Raw genomic sequence first — 22,757 nt, 5'->3', positions numbered from 1 at the left:
GGAGATATCATGCCTGACACAATCCCGATGATGGGCCTTGGAACCTATGGCCGCCTCGAAGAAGAAGGCATCCGCGCCATCCTGTCCGCACTCGAAATCGGCTATCGCCACATCGACACGGCCCAAAGCTACGGCTCGGAGCCGTCGGTCGGCGAGGCCGTGCGCAGAAGCGGCCTTGATCGCGATGAGGTCTTCATCACCACCAAGGTCGCGCAGAAGAAGCTCGACCGGGCCCAGTTCCTGCCTTCGGTCGAGACCAGCCTGAAGGATCTGCAGGTCGACGTCATCGATCTTGTGCTGATCCACTGGCCGTCGATCGATCCCGATGTGCCGTTCGAGAGCTATATGGAAGATCTCGGCCGTATCCAGGATGAAGGCAAGGCACGCCATATCGGCGTTTCCAATTTTCCGATCGCGCGCCTGAAACAGGCCGAGGAAATCCTTGGTCCGGGGCGGATCCACACCGATCAGGTGGAAATCCATCCGTTTCTGCAGAACAACAAGCTCGTCGACTTCGCCCTGTCGAAGGGCATCACGCCGACGGCCTACATGCCGCTGGCCCAGGGGCGCGTGGCCGAAGATCCGGTGCTGCAGGAGATTGCGGAAAAGCATGACGCATCCGCCTCGCAGATTTCGCTTGCCTGGTTGATGCAGCGCGGCATCGCCGTCATTCCGGCGTCCGCCAGCGCCGAGCGTCAGAAGAGCAATTTTGACGCGCAAAAGATCGTTTTGAGCAAGTCCGACATGGAGCGGATCGCCGCGCTCGATCGCGGTTTCCGCATCGTTGTGCCCGAAGTCGGTCCGGACTGGGACTGACGCCTTAGTTCGGTCCTCCAGGCCGACATCAACAGCAAGGGCACGGGCGGCTGACGCCCGGCCCCAACATACTGGAAGAGCAATCATGAAAACCGTTCTCGGCGTCGGGCTGATCGGCTGCGGCAATATATCCTCGGCCTATCTTGCGCGTGCCAAAACCTTCGCGAATATCGCCTTTGTCGGCGTCGCAGACATGAACGCCGCTGCAGCCGAGGAACGCGGCGCGGAATTCGGACTGCCGGCGATGATGCCCGAAGCGCTTCTGGCGCATCCCGATGTCGATATCGTCTTGAACCTCACGCCTCCCGCCGCGCATTTTTCCGTTTCGAAGATGGCGCTTGAGGCTGGGAAGCACGTCTATTGTGAAAAGCCGTTCGTGCTGGATGTCGCGGAAGGCAAGGCGCTCATGCAGCTTGCCGAAGCGCGCGGGCTCAGGATCGGTTCCGCGCCGGACACGATCCTGGGCGCCTCGCACCAGCTTGCCCGGCACATGATTGATGATGGGGCGGTGGGCACCGTGACGTCGGGAACCTGTTTCGTCATGAACCATGGCATGGAGGAGTGGCATCCGTCTCCCGATTTCTTCTTCCGCAAGGGTGGCGGCCCGATTCTCGATCTCGGCCCATACTACGTCGCCAATCTTGTCCAGCTTCTCGGTCCGGTGGCGCGTGTTGTGGCCGAGGCCTCGATGCCGGAGAGATCGCGGACCATCGGCGCAGGTCCGCGCGCCGGCGAAACAGTGCCGGTTGAGGTCGCGACCACGGTTCAGGCCGTTCTCACCTTCGAATCCGGTGCGCTGGTGACGTTGGTGGCGAGCTGGGACGTCTGGCAGCATGATCTCGCGCCGATGGCGCTTTATGGCAGCGAGGGAACCCTTCATGTCCCGGATCCCAATTTCTTTGGCGGGGACGTGATGGTTACCAAACGACGTGAAGCGGCTGCGCTGCCGCAGTGGGATCATCCGCTCGGCCCGCCCAACAGGACGGTCTCGCGCGGCGATGTCGCTGATTACCGCACCGCCGGCCTCGCCGACATGGCCCAGGCCATCGTCGAAGGACGCGAGCACCGCTGCAACGGCGAATTCGCGCTTCACGTCGTGGATGTTCTGACGGCTATTCTGCGCTCAAGTGAAGAAAACAGCAGCGTCGCGGTTTCGACCCGTTGCCGCAGGCCCGAAGCTCTGGATGCAGGACAGGCAACGCGTTTGCTTAAGGCGAGGCAGAAGCGCTAGATCGCGATGTCCTTGCCGCGCGGGTGACGCTTTTGTCTTGGGCTTGAAGCGCGAAGAACGGTTTGACCCTAATGGCCTTGCAGGCGTTTCGGATGATTCCGAACGGCTTGTTGTTAAGCGCGGCCGGAGAAAGCAGGCGGTGGCATGAACGAGGCCGAAAGCCAATCAAGAATGATCTCAGCCCGCCCAAACGGTCATATTCACCTTGTGTATTCGGCCGGCCGGCGGAGTTCCACGCCGATGTCGTTGGGGTTACGAAAATGGGCAAATCGCTCGGCTCGATCGTCTTCTTGCATAACCGGCCGAAGTCCGGTGCTTCAGCCGCCTGCGCGCAGGAGGTCCTCGATCACGGAATCGAAATGATTGTCCATCGCCTTCATGGCGCCTTGTTCGTCGCGATTGCACACAGCGTCTGTAATGGCCTGGTGCAGTTCTATGATCTCTTCTGAATGGTTGCGCAGGCGCTCGGCATAAAGACCGTCGATGATCGTACGCGCGACCGCCGAGCGCAGGGCCTTCAGCATGATGGAATACATCGGGCTCTTGGTGGCATCGGCAAGGGCGATATGAAAGGCGATATCGTGCTCGAGGAAACGCGGAATATCGGCAATATCGGTGCGGATATGATCCATGTGGTGGCGAATCTCGGCAAAATCCTCTTCCGTGCCGTTGCGCGCGGCAAGCGCGACGCTGGAAACTTCCATCAGGCGTCGGAAGCCCAGAATATGGGTGGTCTCGACCTGTTCGGTGGCAAGGGCGAAGCCGAAGATGATCTGCAGCGCCTTGGGGTTGAATTCCGCGACCTTCGGCCGTTTGCCGCTTTCGACCTGCAGCACGCCGAGAATTTCGAGCGACTTGAAGGCCTCGCGCACAACGCCGCGGCTGACGCCGAGCTCACGGATGACCTGCATCTCGCTCGGCACTTCCATGCCGACGCTGAGACGGTCGGAGTTGATCATCTCCAGAATGTACTCGACGGTCTGCTCGGTAAGCGTCTTTTTTTCGATCTTGACCAAGGAATTGTCCCTCTAGCGACAGGCCCGGTTGAAGCGGGTTCGTTGTGAGTTTGCCAACGCTGCAACCGATTTCGTTTTGCGGGCGCCGGTGGGCAATGTCAAAGCCTGCAGCCGTTATCACTGCCGCTATCCTGATATTTATACATGACATATTGCTCGCGGTGCCCAAGCGCTTCCGGCTTGCTCGGGACGCCGGAAGCGATATCGCAGATGAGATCCGCCAGTTCGAGGGCCGCCTCATCAAGTGTCACCTCGCCGGCCAGCACCCGTCCCGCGTTGAAATCCATGTCTTCGCGCATCCGTGCATAGGTGCGCGTATTGCCGGTCACCTTGACAAGCGGAGAGACCGCCGAGCCGATGACGCTGCCGCGCCCTGTGACAAAGAGAACGACCTGGCTGCCACCACTCACAAGATCCATGATGCCTTCGGTATCGTTCGGATTGGTATAACCGAAATTCATGAAGTGATCGTCCGGAACGCTGTCCATGATCCAGAGCCCTGGATAGGGCGGACGCTCGGCCACCTTGATCACGCCTTCGATCGGGCGCGAACCGCTCTTGGCAAAGGCCCCCATGCTCTTTTCCTCGATCGTCGTCAGGCCGCCGGCGAAATTGCCCGGCGAGACCGAGTATTGCCGGACCTTCCGGCAATAGTCTTCCGCCTTTGCATAGGCCGCCTCGAGTTCGCCGCGTGCCTTGGGGGATGCGGCCCGATCGAAGATGACTTGCGAAAGACCGATCATCTCGACGATTTCCTCGCAGATTGCCGAGCCGCCATTGTCCGCCAGCATGTCGAAGAAGCGTCCGACGACAGGGTTGCCCACAAGTCCGCTTGTTCCGTCCGATCCGCCGCACTCACAGCCAATGGTCATGTCCTTCAGGGACATTTCCGTGCGTACGGTCTCCGCAGCGATGCGCTCGCGCAACGCGCCGAGAATGGCCTTGCCCTTTTCAACGGAAGCGCGTGTGCCGCCGACATCCTGGATGTAGAACGAAGCCGCCGGGCGTCCGCTTGCCTCCGCCAGCTCGGCGATCTTGCCAGGCTGGGTATACTCGCAGCCAAGGCCGACGGCCAGAACAGCGGCCGTATTGGGGTGACGGGCAAGCGAAAGAATAAGGTTCACGGCATACTGATTGTCGTAGCAGCCGGGAAAGCCGATGACGTGAACGTCGTCCTCTCCGGCGGCGATCTCGTGAACGACATGGCTCGAGCACATCACGGTGTAGATGACGACGATCGTATTGCGGACGCCTTTGGCGCCGTCCTCGCGCAGATATCCGGACCATGTCCGGTCAAATGGATTACTCATATTTCGTGTCCGTCGTTGCGCCGGTATGCAGGTCGAGCGAGCCGGAGCGGGCATCGAACCGGCTCTCGCAATTGTGCAGATGAACCCATGCGCCGCGTGCGATCGGCTGCGAGGCAACACCGATCGCAACGCCGAACTTGACGACCGGCACGCCTGCGCCAATGTCGCTCAGGGCGACCTTGTGGCCGAGATCGACTGCCTCGAGCAGGGTGAGCGTGGCATCCGCCGCAGCGCCCGTGACGCTGACGACTTCCGCCTCGGCCGCATCCAGCATGGTGGCGACATTGTCGGCTTCGTGAATCCGGAAGCAGCGCGGAGCCATGATTTCTCTCCCTGTCAGAGAACGCCGTATTTCTCGAAGGCGGCGGTCGCGGTCATTCCACCCTCGATCGCCTTGCGGACGGTCTTTTCGGCACGCACCTTTTCGACGGCGCGTTCGATCACCTCGGTTTCATGCTTTTGCGGCACGATCAGGACCCCGTCGAGATCGCCGAAGACGAGGTCGCCCGGTTCGATCCAGACGGAGCCGATCTCGATCGGGCAGCGATAATCGATGACCTTTGTGCGCACGCCGCTGTCCTGGGCGAAACGTCCGCGCGAGAAGACCGGCCAGTCCTGATCGAGAACCATCGGCGTGTCGCGATGATATCCGTTGACGACGGCGCCGACCGCACCGCGCGTGCGTGCCGTTGCCGTCAGCAGCTCGCCCCAGTAGGCGCAGCGCATGTCGCCGCCGCTCGCCAGGTAGATATCGCCCTGCTCAAGCTGGTCGAGCGCGTGGGTCAACTTGCCGAAGGGCTCGGCCTGCGGCCCGTAGACGTCGATCATCAGCACCGGCATGGCGCGGCCGACAAGCTTCATCTCCGTCAGCATAGGCTGGATCGGCTGGGGCAGGAACTGGTGATAAAGGCCCATCGCATCGAGTATGTCGCCCACGACCGGCGTATAGAGCTCGGAACGGACAAGGTTGAAGAGTTCGTCATCTTTCATGGACGTTGCTTTCACGCTAGACATTGACCTGGAAATATTCGACCGCGTTGTCGAAGCAGATATCCTCGACCATGCGACCCAGAAGCGCCTCGTCGGCGGGGATCTCGCCGCTTGCCACGCCGTGGCCGAGGTACTGGCAGAGCACCCGGCGGAAATATTCGTGGCGGGTGTAGGAAAGGAAGCTGCGGCTGTCGGTCAGCATGCCGACGAAACGGCTCAGAAGACCGAAATTGGCAAGCTGGTTCATCTGCCGCAGCATGCCGTCCTTCTGGTCGTTGAACCACCAGCCGGAACCGAACTGGATCTTGCCGCGGATTTCGCCGTCCTGGAAATTGCCGCACATGGCCGCAATCATCTCATTGTCAGCCGGGTTGAGGCAGTAGAGGATCGTGCGCGGCAGTTCGCCGGTTTTCTCCATCGCGTCGAGAAGGCGGCCGAGCGGCATGGCGATCGGCTGGTCATTGATGCTGTCGAAACCGCAGGCCTCGCCGACTTCCGCCACCTTGCGGGTGTTGACGTTGCGATAGGCGCCGATGTGGAACTGCTGCACCCATGAACGGCGGTTGTATTCGCGGCCAAAAAAGATGAGAAGCGCGGTCCGGAAGGCGGAGAACTCATCGGGCGACGGCATCACACCATCGCGGCGGGCCTTCAGGATGGCGTTGAGTTCGGCCTCGCCCGCCTCGCGGTAGGTGACGACATCGAGCGCCTGGTCGGCGATGGTGCAGCCGTGACTGGCAAAATGGTCGAGCCGCTGTGAAAGGGCATCGAACAGCGAGGCCATGTCGGTGATCGAAACCCCGGATGCAGCTTCCAGCTTTTCCAGATAGGAAACGAAACCGGGATGGTCGATCGCCGTGATCCGGTCCGGACGGAAGCAAGGTCTGACCTTCGCCTTGAAACGCGTGTCCTTGGCGGCCTCGACCACATAGGAAAGGTCGTCCACCGGATCATCGACCGAAACGGCGGTATGGACATTCATCCGGTCCATGATGGAACGGGCGGAAAATGAAGGATCGGCAAGCATCTCCTTGCAGGCATCCCAGACATGACCCGCCGCTTTCTCCGACAGCAGGACATCGTCTATGCCGAAGGGGCGTTTCAGCTCCAGATGCGTCCAGTGGTAAAGCGGATTGCCGATCGTCGCGGGAACGGTGCGGGCCCAGGCGTCGAATTTCTCGCGCGGCGCGGCATCGCCGGTGCAGAACCTTTCCGACACGCCATTCGCCCGCATCGCCCGCCATTTGTAGTGATCGCCCCTGAGCCAGATGTCCCAGAGATCCTGGAACTGGTAATTGCCGGCAATCTCGTTCGGCGGCAAGTGGCAGTGATAGTCGTAGATCGGCTTGTCCTTGGCGTAGCCGTGGTAGAGGCGGCGGGAGAATTCCGTGTCGAGCAGGAAATCGTCATGGATGAAACTGGGCATGGCTGGCTCCGGATAAATGCGTTCGGGAGGGTCCCGGTCGGGCCGGCCGGCAGGATGTGCCGGCAGGCGCCAGTTTTTTGGTCAGTTGGTCAGCCCCAGAAGCCTGGGCAGGAACAGTGAAAGTTCCGGTATGTAGATGACCATGGCCAGCACGGTGATGAGGCCGAAATAGAAGGGCAGGATCGGCTTGATGATGTCCTGCACCCTGACGCCGGAGACCGAGCAGCCGACGAAGAGCGAGGTGCCGACCGGCGGCGTGATGACCCCGATGCAGAGATTGAAGATCATCATGATGCCGAAATGGATCGGGTCCATGCCAAGGCTTTTGACGATCGGCAGCAGGATCGGCACGAGGATCAGGACGGCCGGGGTCAGGTCCATGAACAGTCCGATGACCAGCAGGATCAGGTTGATCAGCAGCAGGATGATGATCGGGTTGTCGGAGACCGAAAGCAGCCCGGCGCTGACGGCCTGCGGAATGGCCGCACGGGTCATCACCCAGGCCATGCCCATCGAAAGGCCGACCATCAGCATCACGACGGAGGTGGTGATGATCGATTCCATCATGATCCGGGGCAGGTCCTTCAGCGCGATCGAGCGGTAGAACACGACCGAGAGAAGGAAGGTGTAGACCACGGCGACGGCCGAACCTTCCGTCGCGGTAAAGACACCGGCCAGGATGCCGCCGATGACGATGACGATCAGCATCAGGCTCGGAAGGGCTTCGAGCGTGATCGTGACGCATTGGCGAAAGGTTGGTCGCTCTGATCGCGGATAGTGGCGGCGTGCTGCCAGGATGCCTGCAACGATCATGACCGACAGTCCCATCAGGATTCCGGGCAGATAGCCGGCGACGAAGAGCGCGGCAATCGATACGCCACCCGCCGACAGCGAATAGACGATCAGAGGCGTCGAAGGGGGGATCAGTGCGCCGGTGATGCAGGAGGAGATATTGGCCGAGGTATAGAGTGTCGGATCATAGCCGAGTTTCTTCTGGATCGGGCTCAGCGTGGAGCCGACAGCGGCCGCAGCGGCGGCGGCCGATCCGGATATCGCGCCAAACAGCATGTTGGAGAGGATGTTCACATGCAGGAGCGAGCCCGGAACGCGGCCAAGCAGCATTTCGGAAAAGCGCACAAGCCGCATGGCTATGCCGCCATTGCTCATCAACATGCCGGCCAGCACGAAGAAGGGAATAGCAAGCAGCACGAAACTGTCCATGCCGACGGCCATGCGCTGGGCGGTGATGGTTAGGGCATTTCCGTAGGGGAAGATGGCGAGCATCGCCGAAATTGTGCCGAGGCCGATACAGAACGGTACCGGAACGCCAACAATCACGAGGGCGAAGAACACGCCGAAGAGCAGAAGGGAAATCTCGAGTTCCATGATATCAGTCCAGGACCGAGGAGACGGCGGGATCGGCGAGCGGATCGACCGGTTCCGGTGGCTTCGGGTTGAGAAGGTGGTAGAGGCTGTAGAACGCCATCAGGAGCCCGCTGACCGGAATGACGATGTAAACGATCCAGTAGGGGATATTGAGCGCGATGGTGAGCTGGCCGGAACGGAAGACCTTGGCCAGCAGGTACCATCCGCCGCCGGTGATGACGACCAGCGAGAAGACGAGAATGCAAAGGTTGATGAAGACATCGAGGATCGCCCGTTTCTTCGGCCCGAGAAGGATCGGGACGATATCGATGGCGATGTGCCGTTGCGCGCCAACCGCGTAGGCGCTACCGAGAAGGCAGGTCCAGATCATCAGGAAACGGGCAATCTCGTCCGTCCACGTGCTTGGCACATGCACGACATAGCGGCTCAGCACCTGCCAGGAAACGCAGATGACCATGATGCCCAGGAAGAGAACGCACACGAAGGACAGCGTCTTGTCGAGCCCCTTCTTGATTTGTTCCAGCATTGTTGTCTCCATCGGGAGCGAGAGAAAGATCAGGGATGCAGCGCCGAAAGGTTCTTGCGTGAACCAAAGGTTCCGGCGCCCTTCACAAAGGCGCCGGACTTCTCATCAGGCGATCAGTTGGCGGCGTCCTGGATCCGTTGCATCAGGTCCTCATATTGCGGATGGGAGGCCTTGAAGTCATCGACGATCGGCTTGACCGCCGCCTGGAAGGGAGCCTTGTCGACCGGGGTGAAGGTGACGCCGGCCTCGATCGCGGTCTGCCGGTTTTCGGTTTCCATCTGTTCCCAGAGTTCGCGCTGATAGCCCTGGGCGTCCTTGGCTGCCTGCAACAGCCAGCCGCGCTGTTCTTCCGTCAGGGCATCGAGCGTCTGCGTGGAGACGACGAGATAGTCCGGGAAGGAGCTGTGCTCGTCTTCGAGGAAGTATTTGGCAACCTCGAAATGACGGGTCGAGACGAAGGAGGGAATGTTGTTTTCAGCGCCGTCGACAACGCCCTGCTGGATCGCCGTATAGGATTCGGCAAAGGCGATCGGCGTCGGAAGGGCGCCGACGGCCTCGGTGATCGCGACCAGCATGGGCGACGGCGGAACGCGCAGTTTCTTGCCTTGAAGGTCTTCATAGGCGGTGATCGGGTCGCGGGCATAGAAGCTGCGCGAACCGGCGGCATAGGCGCCGATGGCCACATAGCCCTTGTCCCTCGTGGACTCCATGATTTCCTTGCCGATCGGGCCCCAGACGACGGCGTTGTAGTGATCCTTGTCCTTGAAGATATAGGGAAGCGTCAGGACCGAGTAGATATCGGCAAAGGATTCCAGGCCGCCGGCGGAGATGTAGGTCATGTCGACGCCGCGGTCGGGCAGGATTTCCATCAGTTCGCGGGTCGAGCCCATCTGGCCGGAGGGATAGATGTTGATCTTCATCTTGCCGCCGGAGAGTTCGGCGACTTCCTTGGCGACGAATTCGGAGACTTTCTGGCCCGAATGTTCAAGGTCGACATCATGGGCAAGCTGCAGCGTGACCGTGTCTGCGGCCATGGCCACGCCGCCCGATATGAAGGCGACCGAGCAGGCCAGTGAGAGTTTTGAAATGAAACGCATGATTCCTCCCGTTTCGTTCTGTGTGGTGTTGGTGTCCCGGCGAACTCATGTCGCTTTGGCAGGCGAGAGATACGCCGGCATCGGGGTATGCCCGGGTCTCTAGAACCCGATCAGCGCGCCGCCATCGACCACCAGAACATGACCGGTGACGAAGGAAGCGGCGGGTGAGGCGAGGTAGCAGGCGGCCCAGCCGATATCTTCCGGCTTGCCGAAAGTCTTCATCGGCGTGCGACCGAGGATCTTGTTCTTGCGTGCGTCGTCGCCTTCGATCGCCTTTCGCAGCATCGGCGTGTCGATCCAGCCGGGGGCAACGCCGTTGACCCTGATGCCGGACGGCGAAAGTTCGGAGGCAAGACCGCGAATGAGGCCGAGATAAGCCGATTTTGCCGCCTGGTAACCGGAAACCAAAGGCGTGCCGATGAACGATGCCATGGACGCCGTAAACAGTACCGATCCGCCGCCCGCCTGCTTCATGAACGGCACCAGCGCCTTGGTGAGCGCGAAGGCGCCGACGACATGGACATCGAGCACGGCCTCGAATTCGGCGACCGTCATCTCCTCGATCGGCTTCTTCTTGTGATTGCCGGCATTGTTGACGAGAATGTCGACCTTGCCGGTCTTTTCCAGAACAGCGCCGACAAAGGCGTCCGCCATCTCGGTCTTCGACACATCGTAGACCATGGGGATAGCGGCAGCGCCGAGCTCCTCTGCTGCCCTTTTGGCGGTTTCCTCATTCAGATCCGCGATGACGACCGTGGCGCCGGCGGCAACCATGCAGCTTGCCATCGCGAAACCGAGGCCGCTGCCGCCGCCGGTGATCAGGGCTGTCTTGCCCGCAAGTGAAAACGCATTTTCGGCATTCATGTGTGAACTCGCTCAATTGGCTTGGCGCGAAGCGGCCGCCTGCTTCGCATTGTGACGAGAGCTTCCGGAGACGGTTGGTTTCGCGTTCCGTCGGTCTCGGACGCCAAAATATGCCCATCGACAAACATGTCAACCTGTCTGATAGGTTTATGGGAAAGAATATTTTGATTTTCGCCTGACGATCATCATGGACATTGTTTTTGTTCATGAAATTTCTTTTCGGCGGGATGCTGTACGTCAGGCGAGGTGCTGATCGCCATCGATTGCACGTCATCCGCCATCATGACCGAAGCGCTTTCGCCATGATTTTCCAGAACCGGCCAGAGGCTATTCTGGGGGGATCGGAAGGAGGTCGCTTTGCCGCAGATCATGAAAAATGATCGAAACTGTCTTGCCAGCGCTGAAAATTGCGATAGAGATAACCTATCCTACAGGATGATAGGTTTATGAAAGGTGCATCATGAAAATCCAGAGCGTCGAGACGTGGCAATGCCGCCGCGACCTCAGCCTGTTTCCCGAAAGCCGGGCGGGCAACAATATGCCGTGGGACGTCGTCGTGCTGAAGGTGACGGCCGATACGGGGGCTGCGGGCTATGCTTCCGCGCTTGCCGCGCGCTCAGGGGCCATCACCGAGGCCTATCTGCACGAAACGATAGCGCCGGTGATGCTCGGGCGCGATCCCTATCAGCGTGAGGCGATCTGGCACGATCTTTGGAATGTCGACCGGCATTTGACTTTCTTTCCGGTCTACCTGCCGGGACCGGTCGACGTCGCCCTGTGGGACCTTGCTGCCCGGGAGGCCGGTCAGCCGCTTTACCGCTATCTCGGCGCCTATCGCGACCGCCTGCCTGCCTATGCCAGCGGTCTCTTTCACGACACGGTCGATGAATATGTCGAGGAGGCGAAACACTACAAGGCACTCGGCCTTCCGGGCTACAAGGCACACCCGCCATGCCCGTGGCGAAAGGATATCGAGGTCCACCGCGCGGTTCGCGAGGCCGTTGGACCTGACTATCTTCTGTTTACCGACCCGGTCGGCGAATACACGCTGGAAGAGGCGATCAGGGTCGGCCGGGACCTCGAAAAACTTGACTACGTGTGGTTTGAGGAACCCTTCCGCGATTTCGAGCTTCAGAAGTACCAGGCGCTGTGCCAGGCGCTCGATATCCCCATTGCCGCCACCGAAACGACAAGAGGGGCACATTGGGGGGTCGCCCAGGTGATTGCCCAGCGTGCGGCAGACATCGTGCGCGCCGATGTTTCATGGAAAGCCGGTATCACCGGGACGATGAAGATTGCGCATATGGCTGAAGCCTTCGGTCTGAAGTGCGAGATCCACACCACCACCATGGCCTATATGGACATCGCCAATCTCCATGCCTCCTGCGCGATCAAGAACTGCGACTATTTCGAGTTGTTCGTACCGCAGGAGCCGTTCGTATTCCCGATGAAGGGTGGCTTGCCGATCGATGCCGAAGGCAATGCGGTCGTGCCGGATAGCCCCGGCCTCGGTGTTGATCTAGATTGGGACGAGATCGACCGGCTTTGCGTCAATCATCGTGTGAGTTCGATCTGAACAAACCCCCAGCGGCCGCAGCCGGGCATGCGTCCGGAACAGGAATCGGCAGCCGCGATATCGATGCCGCTCAAGGGTCTTGCAGGGAGCGTTTTCGCCCGCAACTTGAGCGGCTTCACGAAGGCAGGTCAGGCGCGATCCGGCGCCTGTGGTCGCCCGGCCGGGATTGCCGTTACCGCTTGTCTCCGTAAGGCGTCCGGAATGCTCCCGAGCTGCCTGGCTTCACCCGTTCTGGAGCCGGAACTCGGCCGGCTGTTCCTTTGCGCGGCTCGTGCGGATCTGGGAGACCAGAACGGCGATGAACGCCAATGCTCCGAGCGCCAGCATCGGATATTCGATCGGCAGGCCGTCGACGTGCCGGAAACCGGAATAACCGAGCATGAGGGCGGCCGCGGCCGTGGCCAGAAGTCGCTCGCGCGCGGACAGCACCGTCAGGCCGCAGCCATAGATGGCTGCCGTCAGCGCTGTCATGCCTAGAGGCACCGCGATGATGGTGCCGAGCCCCCAGACCCAATTGACCGGGTTGAAAGTCAACAGTGGGTTGAAGATGATCAGAAAGGGAATGATGAAGCCGGAGATGGCGAGCTTGGCGGCCGAGAGCGCTGTCTTGAAATAGGGCGCTCCGGCAATCCCCGCCCCGGCCAGTGCTGCAAGCGCCACGGGTGGCGTCAGGGATGAGATTACCGCGAAATAGAACGAGAAGAAATGCGCGGCCATCGGGTCTATGCCCATCTTGATGACCGACGGGATCACCACGATCGCAACCAGCGTATAGGCAGCGCTCGTCGGCACGCCGCATCCCAGAATGATCGAGACCACCATGGTCAGGGCGAGTCCGATCAAAAGATTGCCTGCGCTCAGGATCTCGACGAGACCTGCGATCTTGTTGCCGAGACCGGTTGTGATCAGGGTCTGGGCGATCATGCCCACGATCGCGAGCGAAATGCCGATCTGGGCCCCGATCAGCGCGCCGCCGGCAATGCTCTTGACGAGCTCCAGTGGGCGCGGCCGCGTCTGTGGATCGATATAGGACAGGCCGATGGCTAGCAGGATCGCCCAGAAAGCCGATTTTGCTGGACTGTACTGCATGATCAGCAGTGTGATCAGAACCGCAAGCGGCAGGCCGAACAGCGGCAGCCGGCGCATGAGCTTTCGGTAGTCGACGCGCTCGAGCGGCGCCTTGATGTCGAAGCGGACGGCGAGGAACTGCACGCCGAGCATCACGCCCCAGAAGTAAAGAACGGCGGGCAGGATGCCGGCGAGCATCACTGCATCGTAGGAAACGCCCAGGAACGACGCCATTAGAAAGGCCGCGGCCCCCATGACTGGCGGCATGAGTTGGCCGCCCGTGGAGGCGGCAGCCTCGATGGCGCCGGCATGCTGCGGCTTGTAGCCGACCTGTTTCATGTAGGGAATGGTAAAGGCGCCGGTGACGGCGACATTGGCAACGGCGGCGCCCGAGATCATGCCGATAAAGCCGCTCGAGACCACAGCCGTCTGGCCCGGCCCGCCGCGAAAGGCCTTGCCGGCGATCTTTCCCGCCTCCAGGAAGAAATCATTCACCTTGATGATGCCGAGTAGCGAGCCGAAGACAACGAACAGGAAGACCTGATTTGCGGATATGCCCAGAAACTGGCCGAAAATGCCCGATAGCCCAATGCTGAGATAGGAGACGACATAGTCGAAATTGAACGGACGGTGGTAAAGGTGGCCGGGCAGCGCGTCCCCCCACAGAAAATAGGCCACGAAAATCGCCGCGACGATCGGTAGCGTCCAGCCCCATGCGGCCCGGGTCGCAATCACCACAAGGCCGATCAGCACAACGCCGACAACGACATCCGTCGGGTCGGGAAATCCGAATACCTCCTCCAGGTGAACCATGTTGACGAGCACGTAGCCGGACGCGGCAACGCCGAGCGCGGCAAGGGCGAGATTGAGGACCATGCCGATCCGCGTCTTCGACTGGCGCGCCTGATAGAGAAACAGAAGCAGGAAGATGAAGGCGAGATGCACGGCCTGATGCTCGTAGGATCCCAGAAACAGGTACTGGGTTGTCAGCATCTGGTAGCCGAACATCGCCAGTCCGGAAAGGACGAGGGCGCCGTCCAACAATCTCAACCGCATGACGTCGGGCTCCGATAGAGCATTTCGCAGTCAGGCCGGGCTGCCTGGCATTCGCGAGAATGCATCAAACAAACAGTGAGAGCGCTCTTGCGTTTCCAGAAACGCCAAAGGCTCCGGGGGCGGGTGTTCATCCTTGCCTCAGCGTGGGAAAAGGCGACGCGTTCCGGATGATCGGCCGCCCTTTCCCATGACGCAGCCGATCAGTTGATCAGGCCGGCCTCGCGATAGGCACGAAGGGCGCCGGGGTGGATATCCTCCACGTCCCAGCCATAGATCATGCCTTCGGGCGACATCAGCTTGCCGGTGGCCTGGTATTCGCCGAACTGGTCGATATTCTCCAGAATGAGCTTGGTCACCTGATAGGCTTCCTCGTCGGGAAATTCCGGCGCGACCATCCAGGCAACGCTGTCGGCAAAACCCTCCATCGGTTCGGTGATCGACGGATCGGCGCCGGCCGGGATTGTCGCATTGGCCATGCTGATTCCGGCTTCGCGCGCCTTGGCCACCTGCTCGGCGCCCCATTGCAGGTGATGCGGCTTGCGCCCGGAAGCGAGGAACTCGATGGTCTGCGGGCTCATCATCACGCGGTCGCTTACCGGATCGATATAACCGCCGACAACGGCGGCATCCGCCGTGCCGTCGAGAAGGGCGTTCACCGCCTCCTGCGTTCCGACATACTCGATGTCGATATCGTCATCGGTAAAGCCGTAGCCATCCTTCAAGATTGCCACCGGTTGGATAGCCCAGTTGATCTGCGCTCGGCGGCCCACGGCGATCTTCTTGCCTTTCAGGTCCTCAATGGTCTTGATATCGGGATCGAGCGTGGCAAGCCAGCTCGAGTTGAGATTGTAGTTGGCGATCAGCTTCAAGGGCTCGTAAGCCTTGTCGAAAGGCGCGTCGCCGGCCTCCGCAAGACCCAGCACGCCGCCGCCGGAGCCCACGATCGTGTTGGCCTTCAGGTCAGGTTCAGCGTCGAGCTTCTTGATGTTGAAGACAAAGCCGGGGCTTTCGGTGTGGGTAATCCGAACGCCGTTGCCGTTCTTCTTCGAAATCTCCTCAAGCGCCGATCCCATGACATAGGATCCCGTCCCGAAGGGGGCGCTGATCAGGCTGATGTCGGTCTGGTCCTGCGCCGATGCAGCGCCAGCGCCGAAAGAGAGTAGCCCGCAGGCGAAAACCGCCGCAGTGATCCCGCGGACTTTGGCATTGGCTGACTTTTGCATAACTGTTCTCCTCCCAGAGTTTCATTCCCCCGCCCGGATGGCGATTGCCGAAGGCGTCCGGACCGTCGCCCAGTCTTTTATGCCGGCCTGAATTTCGGGATGCCCGCCTCCTTGCTGATCTCCTCGAAATAGACCCGTACCCGCATTCCGACATGCACGTCCTCCGCGACAGTATCGGTGAGTTGCGCGTACATTCTGGCGCCGTCATCAATGTCGATGAGGCACATCACCACAGGCAGCTCCTCCTGCCAGCCGAGATAGTTCATGGCGACGGAATGCGAGATCGTGTAGGAGTAGACAGTGCCCTCGGATGGCATTTCAGTCCACTCCAGCGCGCGTTCTCCACACTCGATGCACCATGGTTTTGGCTGGAAATTGACCGTGCCGCAGCGCGGACATTTCTGCATGACGAGCCGCCCCTCGCGCGCCGCCGTCCAGAACGGGCGCGTCAGGTCGGAAATCTCGGGCAGTGGCTTTTTCGGCAAAGCGTTCATGGTTCAGGCCTCCGATCCGAGAATGACTGAGATGCAACTGCGGCCGGGTCGGCCATAGGGAATGCCGCCGAAACCGCAGACCGCACCGACCGTTGCATCCCTGACCTGGCGTCCGTCGGCTTCTCCGCGAAGCTGGGCCACACCTTCCACCAGCGGCATGAAGCCGCCATTGGCGCCGCCCGGCTGGCCGCCCGAGAGCTGGCCGCCGTCTGTGGAGAGCGGAAAGTCGCCATCATAATGAAGATCGTGCTCCTCGATGAATCGGCCGCCTTCACCCTTCTTGCAGAAGCCCCAATCCTCGATCGTCATCATCGAGATGAAGGGATAATCGTCATAGGGCTGCAGAAAATCGATGTCGTCATGCGTCACCCCGGCCATTTCCATTGCGCGTGGCGCCGATTGCGTAAAACCGGTCACCGTCACATCGGGAAACACTTTCGAACCGGCGTAGAAATTATTGGTCTCTCCGAAACCCAGAACATGGACGGGCCTGTCGGTGATCGATCTTGCCGTTTCGGCCGAGGTCACGATGAAGGCCAGGCCGCCATTGACGATCGGCACGCAGTCGAAGAGCCTGATCGGATCGGAAAGCATGCGCGAGCCGAGATAGTCGTCGAGCGTATAAGGCTTGCGGTAGATGGCGCCCGGATGAAGCGAGGCATGATAGCGGTTCGACACCGCGACCTTGCCGAGCTGCTCGGGGGTCACCTCATGTTCATGCATGTAACGGCGCAGCACAAGGGCGAACTGGGCCGTGGCCCCCATCACCCCGAACGGCCCCTGAAAATCCCAGAAGACGCCGCGCGTGCGCTCCGGCGAAAGCGGAAGTCCGGGTGCGATCGAGGGCATGGAAAGCGGCGTGTCGGCGCCGACGATCAACGCCCGGTCGATGACGCCGGCATCGATCAGTGCCGCGGCGCGGATCAGCATCGACGTGGCCGAACAGCCGCCCTGGTCGCCGCGGATCAGGGCGTTGGGACTGATCCCAAGGTTCTCCGCCGTTGCCGCCGACCAGTTCACGGTGTGAGCGACTTCGGCGTGGGAAACGCCGAGGCCCTGGCCATCGAAATCGGATTTCGACATGCCGGCACTTTCAAGCGCCAGTTCCGCCGCCCAGGCGATATATTCATCAACCGTGTAAACCTGCTCGCCGGGTTTCACCCGGCTGTATGGCGTTCTGCCATAGCCGACGATAGCCACTTTTCCGCGCATTTTGTCTCCTCCCAGGTCTGCCCGTTTTGTCGGCAGCCCGCATTTCAGGCGTCAGGGTGCGCAGGCGACCTGTATTTGTCTAGTTTCTATAGATGATAGACAATATTGACTTTGTGAATATTTTGGCAAAGCCACTGAGAGGCGTGATGAATCTTCGATCGATGGATCTCAACCTGCTGCTCATCTTCGACGCGATCTATTCCGAGCGCAGCATCTCGCGGGCGGCATTGCGGCTGAACCTGTCCCAGCCTGCTGTTTCCAATGCGCTGGCGCGATTGAGGCATGCGTTGGAAGATCCGCTGTTCAAGCGGGAGGGCAGCGGCATGGTGCCGACAGCCCGCGCCAAATCGCTGCGCGATCCCATAAGCCAGGCACTGGAGCTGCTGGAACGCGGGTTTCGCAGCGACGAGACCTTCGATCACTCTCAGTCCAGCCGGGAATTCGTGATCGCGGTCGAGGATTATGGCGAGACCGTCCTGATCCCGCGTTTCATCGACTGGCTTGCCGAGGCCGCGCCCGGCATTCACATCCAGATCCGCCCGGAATTGAGTTCGTCGCTGACCCGTGAACTGAGGGAGGGGACGGTCGATCTCGCGCTCGACTATTTCGCCCTGCGCGGAGACGGCTTTGAAAGCCGGTGCGTGCTGACGGAAGACCTCGTCACGCTATCGCGGATCGATCATCCGGCGATCGGCGAGCAGCTTTCCCTGGAGACCTATCTTGCGCTCCAGCATGCGGTCATCACGCCGCGGCGCAAATCCCGTCCGATGATCGATCTGGCGCTCGACAAGCGCGGACTGAAGCGGAAGATTGCCCTGACGGTCCCGCATTTTCTTTCGATGCCGACCGTGGTGCAGCGTTCCAACCTTCTGGCAACGCTTCCGCGTCGCATGGCCTATATCTATGCCGATCATTTTCGCCTGAAGACCTATACGCCGCCGGTCCGAACGCCGAAATTTCCTGTCTTCCTGATCTGGCACGATACGTTCAACACGGACCCGGCGCATCGGTGGCTGCGCAATCACCTGATCGCGCTGTGTGAATCGCTCTAAGGCGTTTGGCGCCAGTATTATTCAAGTTATGAATAATCATTCTGCCCAAAATAAATTGGACTGTTTTTACCTCGACCTGATAGCTGCTTTGAGCGCCGGTGAAATTCCCGTTGATGATCTGTCGGGAATCGGAGCGTCGAGATGACAGATTATCGGGTGGTTTCATGAACGTGCCGGTGATCCGGGCTAGTTTCCAAAGGCAGGCGTATGGCAGAGTATGAGACAATCAGATTCCGGCAGGACGGCCCCAAGGCATATCTGACCTTCAACCGGCCCGATGTGCTCAACGCGCTCAACAATCATCTGATCGCGGAGGCGCTCGATGCAGTCTCTCGGCTTTCTGCGGACACCCGGGTTCTCGTTCTGCGCGGCGCTGGCGGAAAAGCCTTTGCCGCAGGCGCCGATCTCCGCGAAATGGAGAAGCGCACGCAGTGGAGCGAAATCGATTTCGGTGCCCGCCGCCTGCTTGCCCGCAAACTTGAAACCGCTCCTTTTCCGACGGTTGCCGCGATTGACGGGTTTGCGCTCGGCGGCGGTCTGGAACTGGCGCTTGCCTGCCATTTGCGCATCGCTTCTGCCAATGCAGTCGTGGGGCTCCCGGAGACGAGGATCGGAATCCTGCCCGCCAATGGCGGCACGGCCCGGCTGACCCGCCTTGTCGGACGCGGTCGCGCCATGCGGATGATCCTGCTGGGCGAACGGATCGATGCTTCTGAAGCCGAGCGTTTCGGTATCCTCGACTGGGTCGTGGATGGGGATGTTTTCGACGGCGCGGTTGAGGCACTGGCCGAGCGCCTTTCAAAACTGGCGCCCGTTTCGGCGCGCGCGGTCATTGATACCGTCTCCCGCAGCGCCGACATGACCATTGATCACGCCATCGATTACGAGCACCGCTGGTTTCAGATCTGCCTTGCCTCTGCTGGCAAGAAGGAGGGCGTGGCGGCGTTTCTCGAAAAACGGGAACCGCAATTCGGCCCGCAGCCGGAAAGCGACGGGTTTTGAGGCGGGACTGGAGGACGCGCCAGCAGCGCGAGAAGTAGGAGGGGGAAACAGATGACGTATCACCAACCGCCGGCGGATGTGCTGGATCGCGCGCGCATGAAGGGTGCCCGGTTTGACTGGGAGGATCCGTTCCGGATTGAGGACCTGCTGACCTCCGAGGAGATCATGATCCGCGACGCGGCCCGCGACTATGCGCAGGAACGCCTGATGCCCCGGATTTTGGAGGCAAACCGTCACGAACGCTTCGACATCGAGATCATGGCCGAAATGGCCGAACTCGGCTTTCTTGGCGCGACCATCGATGGTTTTGGCTGCGCCGGCATCAGCTATGTCGCCTACGGGCTGATTGCGCGCGAATTCGAGCGCGTCGACACAAGTTATCGCTCGGCGCTCGGCGTGCAGAGCACGCTCAGCATGCTCCCGATCTATCTCTACGGATCAGAACACCAGCGCGAAGCCTTCCTGCCGGCGATGGCGCGTGCGGAAAAGCTTGGATGTTTCGGCCTGACCGAGCCCGATCACGGCTCCGATCCCTCGGGCATGCAGTCCCGCGCGCGCAAGGTGGATGGCGGTTTCCGGCTGACGGGGTCGAAGACCTGGATCACCCATGCGCCGATCGCCGATGTCATGGTGGTCTGGGCCAAGGACGATGAGGGCGCGTTGCTCGGATTCATTCTCGAGCGCGGCATGGAGGGGCTGGCAACGAGCAAGATAGAGGGCAAGTTCTCGGTTCGCGCCTCTCCGACCGGCCAGATCCACATGGATGATGTTTTCGTGCCCGAGGAAAACCGGCTTCCCGGGGCCCGTGGTTTCGGCGCGCCGTTTAGCTGTCTCAACAATGCCCGCTTCGGCATTTGCTGGGGGGCTGTCGGGGCTGCCGAATTCTGCTGGCATGCAGCGCGCGACTATGCGCTCGAGCGCCGGCAGTTCGGCAGACCGCTCGCCGCCAATCAGCTCATCCAGAAGAAGCTGGCCGACATGCAGACCGAAATCACGCTCGCCCTGGTCTCCTGCCTGCATCTCAGCCGGATGCGCGACGAGGGCAAGGCCAGCCCGGAAATGGTCTCGCTGCTGAAGCGAAACAATGCCGGCAAGGCCCTGGAGATCGCACGCCAGGCCCGCGACATGCACGGCGGCAACGGTATTTCCGACGAGTATCATGTTATCCGGCACCTTATGAACCTGGAAACGGTAAACACACTCGAAGGCACCCACGACATTCACGCGCTCGTTCTCGGGCGCGCGCAGACCGACATTCCGGCATTTTAGGGTCAGTACCATGACGTTCATGAACCCCGACCGCGCGGCGGTCATCCGACAGCTCGTCAACCCGCGGTCAGTCGCCGTCATCGGCGCTTCGGCCGATTTCTCCAAGGTCAACGGACGCCCGCTCAAACACCTGATCGACAAGGGCTATGGCGGCGAGATCCTTCCGGTAAACCCGAAATACCGTGAGATTGCGGGGCTTGCCTGCTATCCCGATATTGCCTCGCTTCCGCGTGCCGCCGATCTGGCGATCATCGCGTTGCCGGCGGCGCTCGTCTGCGATTGCATTCGGCAACTGGGGAGGAAAGGCATCCGCGCAGCGGTTATCTTCAGTTCCGGCTTCGGCGAGATGGGGCCGGACGGCAAGGCGCTTGAACAGGAACTCGCGGACACGGCGAAAGCGGCCCGCGTGATCCTGCTCGGGCCCAACTGCCTCGGCTTCATCAACGCCTTCGAAAACGTCTATGCCACGTTCAGCCAGTATGCGGACGGTGACACCGGGGCGGGCCCGGTCGCCTTCGTCACCCAGTCCGGCGCGTTCGGCACGGCGATCGCGGCGCTTGCGCGCAGGCGCGGGCTGGGCCTTGGATACTTCGTCAACACCGGGAACCAGGCCGACCTCGACTTTGCCGAGCTGATGATGGCGGTCGTCGAGGATCCGCGCGTCAAGGTCGCCGCCGGCTATCTCGAAGGCATCTCCGATGGCGAGGCGCTGGTGAAGCTTGCTCAGAAATGTCGCGCACTCGGCAAGCCGCTCATTCTGACCAAGGTCGGACGGATGGAATCCGGCGCGCGCGCCGCCGCCTCGCACACCGGGGCGCTGGCGGTCTCCGATGCGGTTTTCGATGCGGTGGCCCGGCAATATGGCATCCTCCGCGCGCGCAACGAGGAGCAGATGCTGGACATGATGGAGGTATTCTGCCAGGCCCGTCGCGCCGGCGGAAACGGGCTCGGCATCGCCACGCAATCGGGCGGCGCCGGCGTGATGATGGCCGACCGTGCGGAGGAGGTCGGGCTTGCCGTTCCCCATCTCGGCACGCAAACACAGGCAAAACTCGCATCGGTGATGCCGGCCTTCGGCGCTGCCGGAAATCCGGTCGATGTGACCGGCCAGTTCGTTGCCCGGCCGGAACTCTTGAGTGAATCCGTCGTTGCCATGCTCGACGATCCCGCAATTGATGTCGCGATCGTCTGGCTGCAACTCATGACTGGCTATGTCGATGCGCTGTTGAAGATATTCGCCGAGATCAGGGACCACACGGAAAAACCGTTCCTTGTCTGCTGGGTCGCCGCGCCCGAGGCGGCAGCGAAGGGGCTGGGCGCGCTCGGCATTCCGGTGTTTTCCGCCGGAGAACGGGCGGTCGAGGCCGCAGCAGCACTCGCGCGCTATGGGCAAAGCGAGCGAAAAGCCGACGCCGGCCCGGCAAAGTCACGCCTCTCGCCACCCGTGCCCAAGGCGCCAAGCGGCGTCCAGCCGACGGTCGAGGCATCCGCTCTCCTTGCCGCCGCCGGCATTCCGATGGCCAACGTCGCGCTTGCCGGAGACGAGGATGCCGCCGTCGCACTGTGGCGCGGGAATGGCGGCGCTGTCGCTCTGAAGGTCGAATCGCCCGATATCCTGCACAAGTCGGACATGGGAGGCATCATTCTCGGCGTCGACAGCGAAGCCGCGATCCGAGAGGGATACCGGACACTGGTGTCGCGGGCGAAGGAGAACATGCCGAAGGCCCGTCTGTCCGGCATCCTGGTTCAGGAGATGTCGCAAGGACATGTCGAACTCGTCGTCGGCGTGAGCCGTGATCCGGTTTTCGGCATGATCGTCATGGTCGGTCTAGGCGGCGTGCTCGTGGAGGTGCTGAAGGATGTCACCTTCCGCAAGGCGCCCTTTGACCGCCATGAGGCCGCCCTCATGCTTTCGGAACTGCGGATGGGCGCGATCCTCGACGGCGTGCGCGGCAAGCCGGCCGTCGACCGCGACGAAATCGCCGACCTGCTGGCCAAGCTGTCGCAATGGGCGGATGCGATGGCGCCGCGTCTTCTTGAACTGGATCTCAACCCCGTGCTTGTCGGCAAGAGCGGGCCGCGCGTGGTGGACTGCGTCATGATCCTGAACGACGCGCCGCCTGAAGCATCCAGTCGCTGAGCC

The 22,757-nt window shown here is 61.1% G+C and carries 20 protein-coding genes; 7 read left to right on the top strand and 13 right to left on the bottom strand.

What is annotated here, in order from left to right:
* Positions 1 to 9 precede the first annotated feature (9 nt).
* Both GGR30_RS18290 and GGR30_RS18285 read left to right on the top strand, forming a co-directional pair.
* A complete protein-coding gene (locus GGR30_RS18290) occupies positions 10 to 816 on the top strand; it encodes an aldo/keto reductase (protein WP_183489326.1) in 807 nt (268 codons plus the stop codon).
* An 85-nt stretch (positions 817 to 901) separates the two neighbouring features.
* The gene (locus GGR30_RS18285; protein WP_183489323.1) at positions 902 to 2,047 is read left to right on the top strand and encodes a Gfo/Idh/MocA family protein; all 1,146 of its coding nucleotides are present in this window, start codon (positions 902 to 904) and stop codon (positions 2,045 to 2,047) included.
* A gap of 317 nt (positions 2,048 to 2,364) precedes the next feature.
* Here GGR30_RS18285 and GGR30_RS18280 read toward each other — a convergent pair whose 3' ends face one another.
* The 9 genes from GGR30_RS18280 to GGR30_RS18240 all read right to left on the bottom strand — a co-directional run bounded on the left by GGR30_RS18280 (position 2,365) and on the right by GGR30_RS18240 (position 10,662).
* Positions 2,365 to 3,063, bottom strand: coding sequence for a FadR/GntR family transcriptional regulator (locus GGR30_RS18280; RefSeq protein WP_183489320.1), 699 nt, complete (start codon positions 3,061 to 3,063; stop codon positions 2,365 to 2,367).
* A 98-nt stretch (positions 3,064 to 3,161) separates the two neighbouring features.
* The gene (locus GGR30_RS18275; protein ID WP_183489316.1) at positions 3,162 to 4,373 is read right to left on the bottom strand and encodes a UxaA family hydrolase; all 1,212 of its coding nucleotides are present in this window, start codon (positions 4,371 to 4,373) and stop codon (positions 3,162 to 3,164) included.
* Complete coding sequence (locus GGR30_RS18270) at positions 4,366 to 4,695, bottom strand: UxaA family hydrolase (RefSeq protein WP_183489314.1); 330 nt, start codon at positions 4,693 to 4,695, stop codon at positions 4,366 to 4,368. Before GGR30_RS18270 ends, GGR30_RS18275 begins: the two co-directional genes overlap by 8 nt.
* A gap of 14 nt (positions 4,696 to 4,709) precedes the next feature.
* The gene (locus GGR30_RS18265; RefSeq protein WP_183489311.1) at positions 4,710 to 5,363 is read right to left on the bottom strand and encodes an RraA family protein; all 654 of its coding nucleotides are present in this window, start codon (positions 5,361 to 5,363) and stop codon (positions 4,710 to 4,712) included.
* Positions 5,364 to 5,379: 16 nt separating this feature from the next.
* Entirely contained in the window at positions 5,380 to 6,789 is a 1,410-nt protein-coding gene (gene uxaC / locus GGR30_RS18260; RefSeq protein ID WP_183489308.1) for a glucuronate isomerase, read from the bottom strand.
* An 81-nt stretch (positions 6,790 to 6,870) separates the two neighbouring features.
* Positions 6,871 to 8,175: a TRAP transporter large permease gene (locus GGR30_RS18255; RefSeq protein WP_183489305.1), complete on the bottom strand. Its 1,305-nt coding sequence runs from the start codon at positions 8,173 to 8,175 to the stop codon at positions 6,871 to 6,873.
* Positions 8,176 to 8,179: 4 nt separating this feature from the next.
* Positions 8,180 to 8,701, bottom strand: coding sequence for a TRAP transporter small permease (locus tag GGR30_RS18250; protein WP_183489302.1), 522 nt, complete (start codon positions 8,699 to 8,701; stop codon positions 8,180 to 8,182).
* A 113-nt stretch (positions 8,702 to 8,814) separates the two neighbouring features.
* On the bottom strand, positions 8,815 to 9,798 hold the full coding sequence (locus GGR30_RS18245) for a TRAP transporter substrate-binding protein (protein WP_183489299.1): 984 nt from the start codon (positions 9,796 to 9,798) through the stop codon (positions 8,815 to 8,817).
* Positions 9,799 to 9,897: 99 nt separating this feature from the next.
* Positions 9,898 to 10,662 (bottom strand): SDR family NAD(P)-dependent oxidoreductase, encoded by a 765-nt coding sequence (locus tag GGR30_RS18240; RefSeq protein WP_183489296.1) that lies wholly within the window; start codon positions 10,660 to 10,662, stop codon positions 9,898 to 9,900.
* A gap of 460 nt (positions 10,663 to 11,122) precedes the next feature.
* Here GGR30_RS18240 and GGR30_RS18235 point away from each other — a divergent pair, with 460 nt between their 5' ends.
* Positions 11,123 to 12,238, top strand: coding sequence for an enolase C-terminal domain-like protein (locus GGR30_RS18235; RefSeq protein WP_183489293.1), 1,116 nt, complete (start codon positions 11,123 to 11,125; stop codon positions 12,236 to 12,238).
* 222 nt (positions 12,239 to 12,460) lie between these two features.
* Here the strand turns inward: GGR30_RS18235 and GGR30_RS18230 are convergent, their stop codons facing one another.
* The 4 genes from GGR30_RS18230 to GGR30_RS18215 form a co-directional block, all read right to left on the bottom strand.
* On the bottom strand, positions 12,461 to 14,362 hold the full coding sequence (locus GGR30_RS18230) for a TRAP transporter permease (RefSeq protein WP_183489290.1): 1,902 nt from the start codon (positions 14,360 to 14,362) through the stop codon (positions 12,461 to 12,463).
* 200 nt (positions 14,363 to 14,562) lie between these two features.
* Complete coding sequence (locus GGR30_RS18225; RefSeq protein ID WP_183489287.1) at positions 14,563 to 15,585, bottom strand: TAXI family TRAP transporter solute-binding subunit; 1,023 nt, start codon at positions 15,583 to 15,585, stop codon at positions 14,563 to 14,565.
* Positions 15,586 to 15,662: 77 nt separating this feature from the next.
* A complete protein-coding gene (locus GGR30_RS18220) occupies positions 15,663 to 16,079 on the bottom strand; it encodes a Zn-ribbon domain-containing OB-fold protein (protein ID WP_183489283.1) in 417 nt (138 codons plus the stop codon).
* A gap of 3 nt (positions 16,080 to 16,082) precedes the next feature.
* Positions 16,083 to 17,291: a thiolase family protein gene (locus tag GGR30_RS18215; protein ID WP_183489280.1), complete on the bottom strand. Its 1,209-nt coding sequence runs from the start codon at positions 17,289 to 17,291 to the stop codon at positions 16,083 to 16,085.
* Positions 17,292 to 17,437: 146 nt separating this feature from the next.
* Between GGR30_RS18215 and GGR30_RS18210 the strand changes: the two genes are divergently transcribed.
* The 4 genes from GGR30_RS18210 to GGR30_RS18195 all read left to right on the top strand — a co-directional run bounded on the left by GGR30_RS18210 (position 17,438) and on the right by GGR30_RS18195 (position 22,754).
* Complete coding sequence (locus tag GGR30_RS18210) at positions 17,438 to 18,343, top strand: LysR family transcriptional regulator (protein ID WP_183489277.1); 906 nt, start codon at positions 17,438 to 17,440, stop codon at positions 18,341 to 18,343.
* Positions 18,344 to 18,550: 207 nt separating this feature from the next.
* Positions 18,551 to 19,345, top strand: coding sequence for an enoyl-CoA hydratase/isomerase family protein (locus tag GGR30_RS18205; RefSeq protein ID WP_183489275.1), 795 nt, complete (start codon positions 18,551 to 18,553; stop codon positions 19,343 to 19,345).
* A 51-nt stretch (positions 19,346 to 19,396) separates the two neighbouring features.
* The gene (locus GGR30_RS18200; RefSeq protein ID WP_246414022.1) at positions 19,397 to 20,614 is read left to right on the top strand and encodes an acyl-CoA dehydrogenase; all 1,218 of its coding nucleotides are present in this window, start codon (positions 19,397 to 19,399) and stop codon (positions 20,612 to 20,614) included.
* Positions 20,615 to 20,624: 10 nt separating this feature from the next.
* On the top strand, positions 20,625 to 22,754 hold the full coding sequence (locus GGR30_RS18195) for an acetate--CoA ligase family protein (RefSeq protein WP_183489272.1): 2,130 nt from the start codon (positions 20,625 to 20,627) through the stop codon (positions 22,752 to 22,754).
* Positions 22,755 to 22,757: the final 3 nt, after the last annotated feature.

Origin of the sequence: Martelella radicis, from assembly GCF_014196625.1 — a bacterium.
GTDB classification, from domain to species: domain Bacteria; phylum Pseudomonadota; class Alphaproteobacteria; order Rhizobiales; family Rhizobiaceae; genus Martelella; species Martelella radicis.
Note: the sequence above shows the minus strand (reverse complement) of the source record. Positions and strands in the feature narration are given on the sequence as shown.